12 protein-coding genes are annotated in these 13,328 nt (G+C 71.2%); 10 read left to right on the top strand and 2 right to left on the bottom strand.

Going from position 1 to position 13,328, the window contains the following annotated elements:
* Positions 1-37 precede the first annotated feature (37 nt).
* From mraY to murG, 4 genes are all read left to right on the top strand, one after another.
* Complete coding sequence (gene mraY, locus CED_RS04455) at positions 38-1,105, top strand: phospho-N-acetylmuramoyl-pentapeptide-transferase (RefSeq protein ID WP_011435854.1); 1,068 nt, start codon at positions 38-40, stop codon at positions 1,103-1,105.
* Positions 1,106-1,109: 4 nt separating this feature from the next.
* A complete protein-coding gene (murD, locus tag CED_RS04450) occupies positions 1,110-2,525 on the top strand; it encodes a UDP-N-acetylmuramoyl-L-alanine--D-glutamate ligase (protein WP_051868671.1) in 1,416 nt (471 codons plus the stop codon).
* A gap of 2 nt (positions 2,526-2,527) precedes the next feature.
* Positions 2,528-4,120 carry a putative lipid II flippase FtsW gene (ftsW, locus tag CED_RS04445; protein ID WP_011435856.1) on the top strand — a complete coding sequence of 531 codons (1,593 nt, stop codon included), beginning with the start codon at positions 2,528-2,530 and terminating at the stop codon, positions 4,118-4,120.
* A 3-nt stretch (positions 4,121-4,123) separates the two neighbouring features.
* Positions 4,124-5,254, top strand: a complete 1,131-nt coding sequence (murG, locus tag CED_RS04440; protein WP_035908732.1) for an undecaprenyldiphospho-muramoylpentapeptide beta-N-acetylglucosaminyltransferase — start codon at positions 4,124-4,126, stop codon at positions 5,252-5,254.
* 57 nt (positions 5,255-5,311) lie between these two features.
* Here the strand turns inward: murG and CED_RS04435 are convergent, their stop codons facing one another.
* Both CED_RS04435 and murC read right to left on the bottom strand, forming a co-directional pair.
* Positions 5,312-5,761 (bottom strand): nitroreductase family deazaflavin-dependent oxidoreductase, encoded by a 450-nt coding sequence (locus tag CED_RS04435; RefSeq protein ID WP_011435858.1) that lies wholly within the window; start codon positions 5,759-5,761, stop codon positions 5,312-5,314.
* A gap of 333 nt (positions 5,762-6,094) precedes the next feature.
* A complete protein-coding gene (gene murC / locus CED_RS04430; RefSeq protein ID WP_035908731.1) occupies positions 6,095-7,603 on the bottom strand; it encodes a UDP-N-acetylmuramate--L-alanine ligase in 1,509 nt (502 codons plus the stop codon).
* A gap of 435 nt (positions 7,604-8,038) precedes the next feature.
* Between murC and ftsZ the strand changes: the two genes are divergently transcribed.
* From ftsZ to CED_RS04400, 6 genes are all read left to right on the top strand, one after another.
* A complete protein-coding gene (ftsZ, locus tag CED_RS04425) occupies positions 8,039-9,529 on the top strand; it encodes a cell division protein FtsZ (RefSeq protein ID WP_011435860.1) in 1,491 nt (496 codons plus the stop codon).
* A 23-nt stretch (positions 9,530-9,552) separates the two neighbouring features.
* Positions 9,553-10,236 (top strand): peptidoglycan editing factor PgeF, encoded by a 684-nt coding sequence (gene pgeF, locus CED_RS04420; protein WP_035908730.1) that lies wholly within the window; start codon positions 9,553-9,555, stop codon positions 10,234-10,236.
* Positions 10,237-10,250: 14 nt separating this feature from the next.
* Positions 10,251-11,258 carry a YggS family pyridoxal phosphate enzyme gene (locus CED_RS04415; RefSeq protein ID WP_235186884.1) on the top strand — a complete coding sequence of 336 codons (1,008 nt, stop codon included), beginning with the start codon at positions 10,251-10,253 and terminating at the stop codon, positions 11,256-11,258.
* A 10-nt stretch (positions 11,259-11,268) separates the two neighbouring features.
* Entirely contained in the window at positions 11,269-11,811 is a 543-nt protein-coding gene (locus CED_RS04410; protein WP_023840535.1) for a cell division protein SepF, read from the top strand.
* 74 nt (positions 11,812-11,885) lie between these two features.
* A complete protein-coding gene (locus CED_RS04405) occupies positions 11,886-12,140 on the top strand; it encodes a YggT family protein (protein WP_035730579.1) in 255 nt (84 codons plus the stop codon).
* Positions 12,141-12,234: 94 nt separating this feature from the next.
* Positions 12,235-13,185, top strand: a complete 951-nt coding sequence (locus CED_RS04400; protein WP_011435865.1) for a DivIVA domain-containing protein — start codon at positions 12,235-12,237, stop codon at positions 13,183-13,185.
* Positions 13,186-13,328: the final 143 nt, after the last annotated feature.

The following is a 13,328-nucleotide window of genomic DNA, read 5'->3' as shown; positions in this document are numbered from 1 at the left end:
GGCTTCACACACGCGGACCCGCGCGGGTGACGCACGCGTGAGAGGCGTTCTTATCGCGGCCATGGTCGCGTTGGTCGTGTCGTTGCTGGGCACACCCTGGGTGATCCGGCTCTTCCGCCGGCAGGGATATGGCCAGGAGATCCGCGAGGACGGGCCGTCCAGCCACCTGACCAAGCGGGGCACCCCCACGATGGGGGGCACTGTCATCATTGTCGCTGCCCTGGCCGGGTACTTCCTGGCCCACCTGGTGACCGGCATCGGGTTCACCGCGTCGGGTCTGCTTGTGCTGATGGTGATGACCGGGCTTGGCCTGGTCGGCTTTCTGGACGACTACATCAAGATCCGCAAGCAGCGCAGCCTCGGGCTCACCGCCCGGATGAAGTTCACCGGGCAGGCCGCGGTCGCGATCGTCTTCGGCCTGCTGGCCGTCCGGTTCAAGAACGACGCCGGGCTGCTCCCCGGCTCGACGTACATCTCGATCGTGCGGGACACGAGTCTCTCCGTCGGCATCATCGCCTTTCCCTTGCTGGCCTGGATCATCATCGCCGCGACCTCTAACGCGGTGAACCTCACCGACGGCCTCGACGGCCTCGCGGCCGGCACCTCGGCAATGGTGTTCGGCGCGTACGTCATCATCTCCTTCTGGCAGTTCGGCAACCTGTGCGAGCCGCACGCGGCCGAGGCGGGCTGTTACCTCGTGCGTGATCCCCTCGACGTCGCGCTGGTCGCGGCGGCGGCGATGGGGGCCTGTTTCGGGTTCCTGTGGTGGAACGCCAGCCCGGCGAAGATCTTCATGGGGGACACCGGGTCGCTCGCGCTGGGCGGTGCCTTCGCCAGTATCGCGATCGTCAGCCGGACCGAGCTGCTTCTCGTCGTCCTCGGCGGCCTGTTCGTCATCGAGACCCTGTCCGTGATGATCCAGGTCGCGTTCTTCAAGGCGACGAAGAAACGCGTGTTCAACATGGCGCCGATCCATCACCATTTCGAGCTCGCCGAATGGCCCGAGACGACGGTGATCATCAGATTCTGGATCGTCTCGGGACTCGCGGTGGCCTTCGGCCTGGGCCTGTTCTACGCGGAGTTCCTCTCCCACGGAGGTGGCTGACGCCATGACGGGCGACGGTCAGGGCCCGGGCGACGGTCAGGGCCCAGGCAACCTCACGACCTCGATCTCCTGGGCGGGCCTGCCCGTGCTGGTCGTCGGGATCGGGGTCTCCGGGCTCGCCGCGGCCCGGGCGCTGCTTGCCCGCGGTGCGCGGGTCCGGGTCGTCGACGCCGGCGACTCCCCACGTCACCAGGGTGCGGCCGCGACGCTGCGGGCGCTCGGGGCCGAGGTGAACCTCGGCGGCCTGCCGGCCGGCCCCGGGGACAGCGCCCTCGTCGTCACCTCGCCCGGCGTCCCGCCGACGGCCCCGCTGATCACCGGGGCGGCCGGCGCCGGGATCCCGGTCTGGGGGGAGGTGGAGCTCGCCTGGCGGTGGCGGGGTGGGAGCCGGTGGCTCGCCGTCACGGGAACGAACGGCAAGACGACGACCACCGAGATGCTCGGCGCGATGCTCGCCGCCGGTGGCCGGCGATCCACCACCGCCGGGAACATCGGGACCCCGATCGTGGACGCGGTTGCCGCCGAGCCGCCCTACGAGACCCTCGCGGTGGAACTGTCCAGCTTCCAGCTCCATTACACCCACACCATGGCCCCCCTCGCCGCGGCCGTGCTCAACGTCGCCCCCGACCATCTCGACTGGCACGGGGGCGCGGCGGCCTATGCGGCAGCGAAGGCGGGGATCTGGCGTCGTCCCGGGACGACCGCGATCGGCAACGCCGACGACGCAACCAGCGCGGACCTGCTCGCCGCCGCTCCGGGGCGGCGGGTCCTGTTCGGTCTCGACCCGGCGGCCCGGCCGCGGCCCGGCCTGACCGTCGTCGACGGCCACCTCGTCGACGACGCCTTCGGTGGCGGGCGGCTGGTCGCCGTCCGTGACCTCGTGCTGACAAGTCCGCACATGATCTCCAATGCGCTGGCCGCCGCCGCGCTTGCCCGCGCCGAGGGCGTTGGCCCGGCCGCGATCGGCGCGGCGCTCGTCGCTTTCCGGCCCGGCGCCCACCGCAACGCCGAGGTGGCCGTCATCGACGGGGTCCGCTGGGTGGATGACAGCAAGGCGACGAACCCACACGCCGCCGCCGCGTCGCTGGCCGGCTACCCCTCGGTGGTGTGGATCGCGGGCGGCCTCAACAAGGGCCTCGCCTTCGACGATCTCGTCCGCGACGCGCGCCGGGTGCTGCGCGCCGNGGTCCTCATCGGGCGCTGCGCCGATGAGATCGCCGCCGCTCTCGCCCGACACGCCCCCGATGTCCCCGTGGAACGGGCTGACGGCATGGACGATGCGGTGAAGGCTGCGGCGGCGTTCGCGACCACCGGTGACACTGTGCTCTTGGCGCCGGCCGCGGCCTCGATGGACATGTTCCGGGACTACGCGGCGCGCGGAGATCTGTTCGCGGCGGCGGTCCGCGCACGAGAGGGGTAACCGTGGCGGGGTCGGGAGCGTCGTCGCCGCCGTCCACCGGGACGTCGGCGCGGCCCGCGCGGGCGGCGCGAGGGCCCAAAGCCGTGCGAACCGGCTCCGCGGCCGAGCCCGACTCCGCCGGCGGGGGAACCGGCGCGGCGGACGGGGCCGAAGCACGGCTGCCGCTGCTCGACCGGCCGTTGGCGTCCTACTACCTGCTGCTGTCCTCGGCCGCTCTGCTGCTGGTGCTCGGACTGGTCATGGTCCTGTCGGCGTCGAGCGTGCGCTCCTACGCCGACTTCGGCTCCTCCTACACGCTGTTCATCCGGCAGGTGATCTGGGTCGCGATCGGTCTGCCGGTGGTCGCCGTCGCCTCCCGGCTGCCTGTGCGGGTCTTCCGCGCCTTTGCCTACCCGTTGTTGCTCGGGACCGTGCTGATGCTGATGGCGGTGCTCATCCCGGGTATCGGCAGCGTGCGTGGTGGCGCCCGCCAGTGGATCGTCGTCGGGCCGATCACGATCCAGCCCAGCGAGTTGGCGAAGATCGCCCTTGCGCTGTGGTGTTCGGATCTGCTTGTCCGCAAACGGCGGCTGCTGTCCGACCCCAAACACCTGCTCGTTCCGCTGGTCCCGGTGTTCCTGTTCATCGACCTGCTGCTGCTGCTGGAACCGGATCTCGGCGGGGCGATCTGCGTGACCGTCGTGCCGTTGACCGTGCTGTGGGTGATCGGTACCCCGATGCGCCTCTACACCGGGATCCTGGGATCGATGGTCGCGGCGGCGTCGGTCCTCGCCGTGGTCGAGCCCTACCGCGTCCGGCGCCTGCTGTCGTTCACCGATCCGTTCGCCGACGCGCACGGCGACGGCTTCCAGGCCGTGCAGGGCATCTATGCCCTGTCGACCGGCGGCTGGTGGGGGGAGGGCCTTGGCGCATCCCGGGAGAAGTGGCCGCAGTTACTGCCCGCGGTGCACACCGACTTCATCCTCGCGATCATCGGCGAGGAACTCGGGCTGGTCGGCAGCCTGGTGGTGGTGGGCCTGTTCGGCGTGCTGGGATACGCGGGCCTGCGGATTGCGCACCGTTGTGACGAGCTGTTCGTCCGGCTCGCCGCAGCGGGGGTCACCGCCTGGATCCTCGTCCAGGCGGTGGTCAACATAGGTGCCGTCGTGGGTCTGTTGCCGATTACCGGCGTCACCCTTCCGCTGGTGTCGTTCGGTGGCTCCGCGTTGCTGCCGACCCTCGCGGCCCTCGGCATGCTGCTCTCCTTCGCCCGGTCCGAGCCGGCCGCGGCCGAATTCTTGTCCCGACGGGCCGAGGAACGCCACGCCGCGCGTCTCGCCGCGTCCGGCCGGCGCCGCCAGCGCTGGCGCCGCGGCCGGGAGCGGCGCGCCGATGCCACCGGGGTGATACCGCGGGAGGAGAGGCGGCCGCCCGGCCGCCGGGGCCACCGACCGGACCTCGGCCTCGTACCGGTCGACGACGCGCGGTCGGGTCCGGTGGGTCCGGTGCCGGAGTCCGGGTCGGGGCGTTCGTCGGGGCGCATATCATCCCGTGTGCGGGCCCGGGTGACCGGGGCCGGGCTGCCCGGGAGACGGCGTGATGTGTCATCGTCTTGACCGATGTTGCGAAGCGTAGTGCTCGCCGGCGGCGGGACAGCCNGCCACGTGGAACCCGCACTCGCCGTCGCGGACGCGCTGCGGGCGACCGACTCCCGGGTACGGCTGACCCTGCTCGGCACCGCGACCGGTCTGGAGGCGCGCCTGGTGCCCGCCCGGGGCCATGAGTTGGCGACGGTGCCGAAGGTCCCGATGCCGCGCCGCCCCACCCCGGCCGTGTTCAAGCTGCCCGCCCGGTTCCTCGACGCGATCTGTCAGGCGGGGGAGACCCTCGACCTGGTTCGGGCGGACGTGGTCGTGGGGTTCGGTGGATACGTGTCCGCGCCCGCGTACCTCGCCGCCCGGCGCCGCGGCATCCCGATCGTGGTGCACGAGGCGAACCCGCTGCCGGGACTGGCCAACCGGCTCGGCGCCCGGCTCACCCCGTTCGTCGCCACGTCCTACCCGAGCACGCCCCTGCGCGGCGCGACGCTCACCGGGATCCCGCTGCGGGGGGAGATCCTCACCCTCGACCGTTCCCCGGCCGCGATGCGGGCCGCCCGGGCGCGCTACGGGCTCGACCCGCACCGGCCGACCCTGCTCGTCTTCGGCGGTTCGCAGGGCGCCCGCTCGCTCAACCAGGTGATGACGGCGGCGGCGCATCCCCTTGCCGCCGCCGGGATCCAGGTGCTGCACGCGACCGGACCGAAGAACTTCGACGAGGTCGCCGCGGCGCTGCCCCTCGACCTGCCCACGCCATACGAGCTGCGGCCGTACCTCGACCACATCCCCTCGGCCTACGCCGCGGCCGACATGACCCTGTGCCGGTCGGGCGCGATGACATGCGCGGAACTCGCCGCGGCGGGGCTCCCGGCGGTGTACGTCCCCCTGCCGCACGGCAACGGTGAGCAGCGCCGCAACGCGCTGCCGACGGTGGAGGCCGGCGGTGGTCTCCTCGTCGACGACGCCGAGCTCAGCGCGTCCTGGCTGCTCGAGAACGCGCTGCCGGTGCTCATCTCCGCCGAACGGCTGGCGAAGATGTCGGCCGCCTGCGCCGGCAGCGGCCATCCCCAGGCCGCCGCCGCGATCGTCGCCATGATCCGGGACGCCGCCGCCACCCGGCGGCGATCCCGCCCGCGGCACGCGGCTCCCTGACCGCTCCGCCGTCCCCGGCCGCTGGACAGCCAGGGGGTGTCCAACGCTGGCCGGTTATCACAGCGTGACCAGCACGACCACCGGGATCTCCCGTTCCACCTGCTCCTGGTGGCCGCGGATCCCCGGCATCGTCTCGACCAGTGCCTCGTAGAGCCGCTGCCGCTCGTCCCCGGTGGCGGTCAACGCCTCGGCCTCGAACCGGTCGGTGCCGAGCTCCACCACGACCTTCGGCTCGGCCGTCAGGTTCTGGTACCAGTCCGGATGCCGTGGGGCGGCCATGTTGGACGCGAAGACGACGATGCGGCCGGGACCGCCGTCCATGACGTACCCCAGCGGGGTGGTGTGCTCCTTCCCGCTGCGCCGCCCGGTCGTCGTCACGAGCACCAGCCTGGAACCGGGCAGCGTCTTCTCCAACACGCCGCCAGTCGCCCGGTACTCGGCGATCACGGTCTGATTGACCGCCCTGACGTCGAAGCCAGGTCTGCGCGGGTCCTGCGTGTCGGCCATCGTCTCGATCCTCACCTGTCGCCGCCGGCCATGCCGGCGGGGGCGTGTTGCGGCAGTCAACCATCGACGCCGGGCAACAGCCGGCAGGATCATCGCCCGGGACGTCGCGTCGGCGTTACGGGTCCGCGGCGCGGTGCCGCTTTCACGCCGGGGAGGAGGCGCCGTCTCACGGGCATCGGATGGCACTTCTTTGTACGAGAGAATTGAAGCCCTTCTTNTTTTCGACGGTNCCCCNCCGCGGTNCCTCACCGCCGTTCGGACGGCCGTGGGGGAGTACCCGTCGCGGCGAGGTAAGGCGGCATGAGAGCGCCATTGGACGCTCACATGCAACGGTCAACCGGCCGCCGAGAAGCCCAGGGCGGCCAGCAGCCGGGGACCGACCGTGGTGATCGTTCCCGCTCCGAGCGTGAGCAGCAGGATCCCCCGCGACGCCTCGTCGCTCAGGGTGACGCGGACGTCCGTGGCGAGTCGTTCGACGAGTTCGGGCCAGGACACGTAGTATGTTGCCGCCGGCTCGCTCACCCGCTTGACCAGGTCGACGGCATGCAGACCGAGGTCGTCGGTCTCGCGGGCGGCATAGATGTCGGTGACGTACACCCGGTCGGCGTCGCTGAACGCGGCCGCGAAGTCGTCCAGTAGCGCGGCGAACCGACTGAACGTATGTGGCTGGAGTACCGTCCAGATCTGCCGTCCCCGAGCCCGTGAACGGGCCGCGGCGAGCGTCAGACGGACCTCCGTCGGATGATGCGCGTAGTCGTCGATCACCTCCAGGCTGCCCGGACCTCCGGCGGGTCCGACGCCGGTGCTGTCGGCGGGGCCGTTCCAGAAGCCCACGAACTCGAACCGTCGGGCCGCGCCGGTGAAGGTCGTCAGGGNGGTGAGGGTCTGGGCGGGAGCGACTCCCAGCTCGGTGGCGGTGGCGAGGACCGCGAGCGCGTTCAGCACCGAGTGCCGGCCGGGTACCGTCAGGGTCAGCGCGCCGATCTCCTGACCGGCCCGCAGGACGGTCGCCCTGGTCATGTCGTCCCCCGCGGTGGTGACGACGTCGACGGCGCGCCAGTGGCGTTCGGCACCGAAGCCGTAGTCGATCACCGCGACGTCATTCACCGCGACGTCATTGCCGGGCCGCTGGCGACCCAGCTCGGTGAGGACGGCGACCACCCCGGGATGATCTCCGCAGACGACCAGTCGTCCACCCGGCCGGACCCGTCGGGCGAACGCGGCGAAGGCCGTCCGGACCGATGCCTCGTCGGGGAAGACGTCAGGGTGCTCCCACTCGACGTTGGTGATGACGGCGATGCTCGGGTCGAGGCCCGCGAAGGCGCCGCCGTACTCGTCGGACTCCAGGACGAAGACGTCGCCGGAGCCGGCCAGCGCGTTCCCTCCCAGCTGTGACACCTCCGCGCCGATGACCGCCGTGGGATCCAGCCCGGCGGCGCGCAGGACCAGGGTGAGCATCGCCGAGGTGGTCGACTTGCCGTGCGAACCGGCGACGGCGACCAGCCGGTAGCCGGCGGNGAGCTCCGGTAGCCATTCCGAACGGCGGCGCACGGGCAGACCGAGCGCGCGGGCGGCGACGATCTCCGGATGGTCGTCGGGCAGCGCACTGGACGCGACCACGACATCCGCACCGGCGAGCTCGGCGGCGAAGGCGGCCGGACCGGGCGTGGCCCCGATCCGGATCGGTACCCCCCGTGCGCGTAGGGTCGCCACCCGGGGCGAGTCTTCGGAGTCACTGCCGCTCACCGTCCCGCCGCCCGCGAGATGGATCTGGGCCAGCGGAGACAGGCCGCTGCCTCCGATGCCGAGGAAATGGACGTGCTGGGTGCGCTGACCGGTCACGGGAGGCAGTACACCATCATCGGCCCCGGTGGTGGTGAGGTCTCTTGATCCGTGGCACGGCCAGGCGTCGGGATCCGTACATTGATCGGGGTCCGTACATNGAGACGAAGCCCCCGTCGGCTGCGCCGGGAAGGTCGCCGGAGGCGAGTCACGGTTACCACAGACTCCTTCCGGGGCGGGGGTCCCCGCATTGTGGCGAAGCCACCATGCGGGGAAAGTCGTGACGCGCCGACAGCGTCCTTGACCACCGCCGAAGCCGTGCCTACTGTCCGATCCACAGTCGGAAGTTGACATAACTGTAACCGTCTAGCTGACGGTGAAGGTTGAGACTTCGACTGCTTTCCTCGCTCGCCGCGCGGCTCCGCCTTCCCGCGGCGGCGCAGGGGCGGGGTAACCCCCGTCCGACCACCGACGCCGCTGGAGGACCGACACCGCATGGCTGCCCCACAGAACTATCTCGCGGTCATCAAGGTCGTCGGGATCGGTGGTGGTGGCGTCAACGCCGTCAACCGGATGATCGAAGTCGGTCTCAAGGGCGTCGAGTTCATCGCCATCAACACCGATGCCCAGGCCCTGCTCATGAGCGACGCCGACGTGAAACTCGATGTCGGCCGTGAGCTCACCCGAGGCCTCGGCGCCGGAGCCGACCCCGAGGTCGGCCGCCAGGCTGCCGAGGATCACCGGGAGGAGATCGAGGAGGTCCTCAAGGGGGCCGACATGGTCTTCGTCACCGCGGGTGAGGGTGGTGGCACGGGTACCGGCGGTGCGCCGGTCGTCGCGAACGTCGCCCGCTCCCTCGGAGCACTCACCATCGGTGTGGTCACCCGGCCGTTCACCTTCGAGGGTCGGCGCCGGGCCACTCAGGCCGACACCGGTATCGACACTTTGCGTAATGAGGTCGACACCCTCATCGTCATCCCGAACGACCGTCTGCTGGCGATGACGGACCGGGACATCAGCGTTCTCGACGCCTTCCGCAGCGCCGACCAGGTGTTGCTCTCCGGTGTCCAGGGCATCACTGACCTGATCACCACGCCCGGCCTGATCAACCTGGACTTCGCCGACGTCAAGACGGTCATGTCCCATGCCGGCAGCGCCCTGATGGGCATCGGACGGGCCCGCGGCGACGACCGGGCCACCGTCGCCGCCGAACAGGCCATCGCGTCCCCCCTGCTCGAGGCGAGCATGGACGGGGCTCAGGGGGTGCTGCTCAACATCTCGGGTGGGTCGGACCTCGGCCTGTTCGAGATCAACGCGGCCGCCGAGCTGGTCGCCGACGCGGCCCACCCGGAAGCGAACATCATCTTCGGTGCGGTCATCGACGACGCACTCGGGGACGAGGTGCGGGTGACGGTCATCGCCGCCGGCTTCGACACCGTCCAGGACCGGCGGACCCGCACCCTCAACGCGGCGGGGCAGCGGCGCCCGCCGGGGCCGGCCGGCGGGTCGGCTGCCGGGCCGCCGACGGTGGCCGCCCCGGCCACCTCGCCCGCGACAACGATCCTGCCGCCGCTGCCGACGATCTCCACAGTCCCGTCTCGGACGCCGCCCGCCGCCCCCGCCACCCCCGCCGCGCCCCCGCCCGTCGCGCCGGTCCCGCCGCCCACACCGAGCTACCTGCAGGCACCCCCGCCGCCGATCGCGCCGTCGAACGTCGGTCATTACCACCCGGAACCGCTGCCGGGGGCGCCGGCCTCGAACGAACCCGCTGCGGCCGCCACGGCCGAATCGACCGTGATCCCGACGATCGAGTCTCGCCTCGCCCCGCCGAACCGTGAACCGGTGGAGCCGCCGGTCGATCAGGCCTATGGTCAGCACCGCCCGGAGCCGCCGCGCACTGCTCCCCGGCCGACCTACCCGCCTCGCCGGCCGGTGCGGCCGGTGGCCGACGACGACGAGTTGGACGTGCCGGACTTCCTCAAGTAGCCGGTGCCAGGCAGACTTCCGGCATGCCGGTTCTCGTCNCCTCGCGCTCGGGNGGGGTCAGCGACCCGCCGTTCGAGGGACTCAATCTGGGCGACCACGTCGGGGATGCCGACGAGGCCGTCGCCGTCAACCGACGCCGGCTCGTCGACCGGCTGCGGATGCCGGTCCAGTACATGCGGCAGGTGCATGGGAGGCAGGTCGCCGTGTTGCGTCGGCACGGGCCGCCTCCACAGGCGGACGCGCTGGTGACCGATGTCCCCGGCCTCGTGCTCGCCGTGATGGTTGCCGACTGCGCACCGGTGCTGTTCGAGGCCCCCGCGGTGGTGGGAGTGGCGCACGCCGGCCGGGTTGGGATGGCCAGTGGCGTGATACACGCCACTCTTGGGGTCCTCGAGCGGCTCGGCGCCGCCCGGGACGAGCTCCGTGTCACCATCGGTCCATGTATCTGTGCCGGCTGTTACGAGGTGCCGGAGGATCTTCGTTGCGAGGTGGATACCCAGGTGCCGGGGAGTGCGGCCACCACCCGCGTCGGCACCGCGGCGATCGACCTGCGTGCCGGTATCCGTCGTCAACTCGCCGCCGCCGGTGTGACCGATATAACAATTTCTGCTCGATGCACCGCCGAGGATCCGGAGCTCTACTCCTACCGTCGAGAGGGTCGGACGGGACGCTTCGCCGGTCTGGCCTGGCTCGGGCCGACGCCATGATCCACCGGCCCGAGATGCCCGCGAGGCATGGCGCATCCGGCTCGGGGGAGTCCGACGGACCGTTCGACCCGGACCGGCCTGCCCCGGACCGGCCTGCCCCGGACCGGCCTGCCCCGGACCGGCCTGCCCCGGACCGGCCTGCCCCGGACCGGCCTGCCCCGGACCGGCCCGCCCCGGACCGGCCCGCCCCGGACCGGCCCGCCCCGATCGAGCTCGATCCGGCGCGCCTGGACCGGTTGACGCAGCGGCTGGCCGAGGTCCGGGCTCGGATCGCGGGGGCGGCCNGGGCCGCGGGCCGTGATCCGGACCACCTCACCCTCATTGCGGTCAGTAAAACCTACCCACCCCAGGATGTTGTGATGATGCACACGCTCGGGGTGCGGCACTTCGCCGAGAACCGGGAGCAGGAGGCCGGGCCGAAGGTGAGTCTCGTCACCCGGCTGATCGGCGGGGAACGGAGCGTCCCGGCCAAGGGAACCGGTGACGGCCTGTCCTCCGGTGCCACCGGTTCCGACGATCCGATCTGGCATTTCGTGGGACAACTGCAGCGCAACAAGGCCAGATCCGTTCTTCGTTGGGCGGATTGGGTGCAGTCGGTGGATCGGGTGAGCCTGGTGCCAGTGCTCTCCCGGCTGGCAATGGAACGCGGCCGCCCGCTGTCGATCTGTCTCCAGGTCTCGTTGGACCTCCCTGGTGCTTCCGATGGGAAGATCGGCGCGTCGATCGCCGGCTCGAGGCGCGGAGGGATCGATCCGGCCGGCCTTTCCGCCCTGGCCGATCTTGTCGAGGAGGCGCCGGGACTGGCCCTGCGAGGCGTGATGGCTGTCGCCCCCCGGAGGGGGCAGCCACGACCTGCGTTCGCGCGACTGCGTGAGGTGGCGGAACGCCTGAAGGTGGGGCATCCCCAGGCCACCGTCATCAGTGCCGGCATGTCGGGAGATCTTGAGGACGCTGTGGCCGAAGGCGCGACACACCTTCGGATCGGCACCGCTTTGTTCGGTGAACGGCCTGGTGTCCCTTAGAGTCGCGCCCATGGGGCTCGGGCGCAGGGCGATGGTCTACCTCGGTCTGGCCGAGGAGGATGAGGACTATCTCGACGACGACTATGACGACGGTCGTGCGGTCGGTCGTGACGACCGGCGTGCTATGCACGAACCGGTTCCGATGGACCGTACGGTCCGTCGGATAGACGCACGTGAGGAGCCGGTCGCCATGCCGCGACGTCCACCGGTCGAACCGCTGCGTCCCGCCGGTCCCGTGCCGATGCGCAGGGTGGCCGCGGTGGAGGAGTCGCACCCCTACCGGATCACCACGCTTCAGCCACGCAGCTACAATGAGGCGCGCCAGATCGGCGAGGAGTTCAGGGACGGGACGCCCGTTATCATGAACCTCACCGACATGGACGATGCCGACGCCAAGCGGCTGGTCGACTTCGCCGCAGGTCTGATCTTCGGGCTGCGGGGCGACCTCGAGAAGGTGACAAACAAGGTCTTCCTGCTCTCGCCGCACAACGTCGAGGTCACCGAGACGGACAAGCGACGCATCCGCGAGGGTGGGTTCTACAACCAGTCATAGTCAGGGGGCGTTCGCGTCCCCCCCGTTTCTCAGGAGAGAGCACCATCAGCACAGTAGGAAGCTTGATCTTTTGGGTGCTGACGGTCTATCTGTTGCTCCTGATAGCACGATGGATCATCGATCTGGTTCTTGCCCTCAGCCGATCGTTCCGCCCGACCGGCCCGCTGGTACTGGTCTTCGAGATCGTGTACACGGTAACTGACCCTCCGTTACGATTCATCCGGCGATTTCTTCCGCCGTTGCGGGTGGGTAGCGTTGCGCTTGACCTCGGGTTCCTGCTGCTCTTCCTAGTGGTCATCGTGCTTCGAAGCTATGCGCAGAGGCTGTGACGGGGTTGTTGTGCACACCGCGAGCGCGGGCGCGGCAGACTGCCCGCAGACCGCCCTCTCTTCGGGGAGCGGCGATGCCGCACGAGGAGGCGACGTGGCTCTGACACCACAGGACGTTCAGAACAAGGTCTTCAGTCCGACGAGGTTTCGCACGGGCTACAACGAGGATGAGGTCGACACCTTCCTCGACGAGGTCGAGGCCGAGCTGACGCGGCTGCTGGACGAGAACAGCGACCTGCGCCGGCAGCTCGACGAGGCCCGGCGTTCCGGCGGTGGTGGTCCGGGCGTGCCCGCGCAGATCCTCGAGGAGAACCAGGGCCTGCGCCGCCAGCTCGACGAGGCGCGTCGCCAGATCGCCCAGGCGCAGGCCCAGGCCGCCCAGGCTGCCCGGGAGCGGGGCCAGCAGCCGCAGCCCCCCGCGCCGCAGCAGGGTGGCGCCCCCACCACGGTGATCTCGGCGGTGGGTACCTCCGGACCGCCCGCCCGGGCCGGCGGCAACCCGCAGGTGGAGGCCGACATCGAGCAGCGGGTCGCCCGTACCCTCGTGCTGGCCCAGCGCACGGCGGACGAGGCGCTGCGCGAGGCGCGCGCGGAGTCCGAACGCGCCCGCCGCGAGGCGAGGGCGGACGCGGACCGCATCATCGGTGAGGCCCGGGCGCACGTGGCCGAGCAGCTCGGCGGCTTGGAGGACGACAAGCGTCGTCTCGAGGGCCAGGTCGAGCAGCTTCGGGCGTTCGAGCGGGAGTACCGCACCCGGCTGCGGGCCTACCTGGAGATGCAGCTGCGGGACCTGGACGGCATGCCGACCCAGCCGGCCGTCGGTGCCGGCGGGCCTCCGCGGCCGGGCCTCAACCCGGGNGGNGGACCCACACCGCCCGCGGTGGGCATGGGGCCCAGTGGCGCTGCGCAGAGCCCCGCCCACCAGCCGACCTTCCCGCCCGGTCCGCCCCTGCCCGCCGGCGCCGCCATGGCCCGCGACAACGGTCACGGCCGGCCGGACATGGACGCCACCCGGCGGGACGCCCCGGGAATGCAGGAGTTCTGATCATCCACCGCGCGGCCCTCGGCGGGTCCGGCGTGGCCCTCGGCACCGGCGCGGACGGCCGGTCTCGTGATGGGNNGATCGAGAGATGCTGACGCTTTGTGGAGCGGTTCTTGCTCTGTGTACGGTTCTTGCGGTGGTCGGCA

Source organism: Frankia sp. CeD (genome assembly GCF_000732115.1).
In the GTDB taxonomy this organism is placed as follows: domain Bacteria; phylum Actinomycetota; class Actinomycetes; order Frankiales; family Frankiaceae; genus Frankia; species Frankia casuarinae.
The sequence above is the reverse complement of the archived record's forward strand: the minus strand, read 5'-3'. Positions and strand labels throughout refer to the sequence as shown.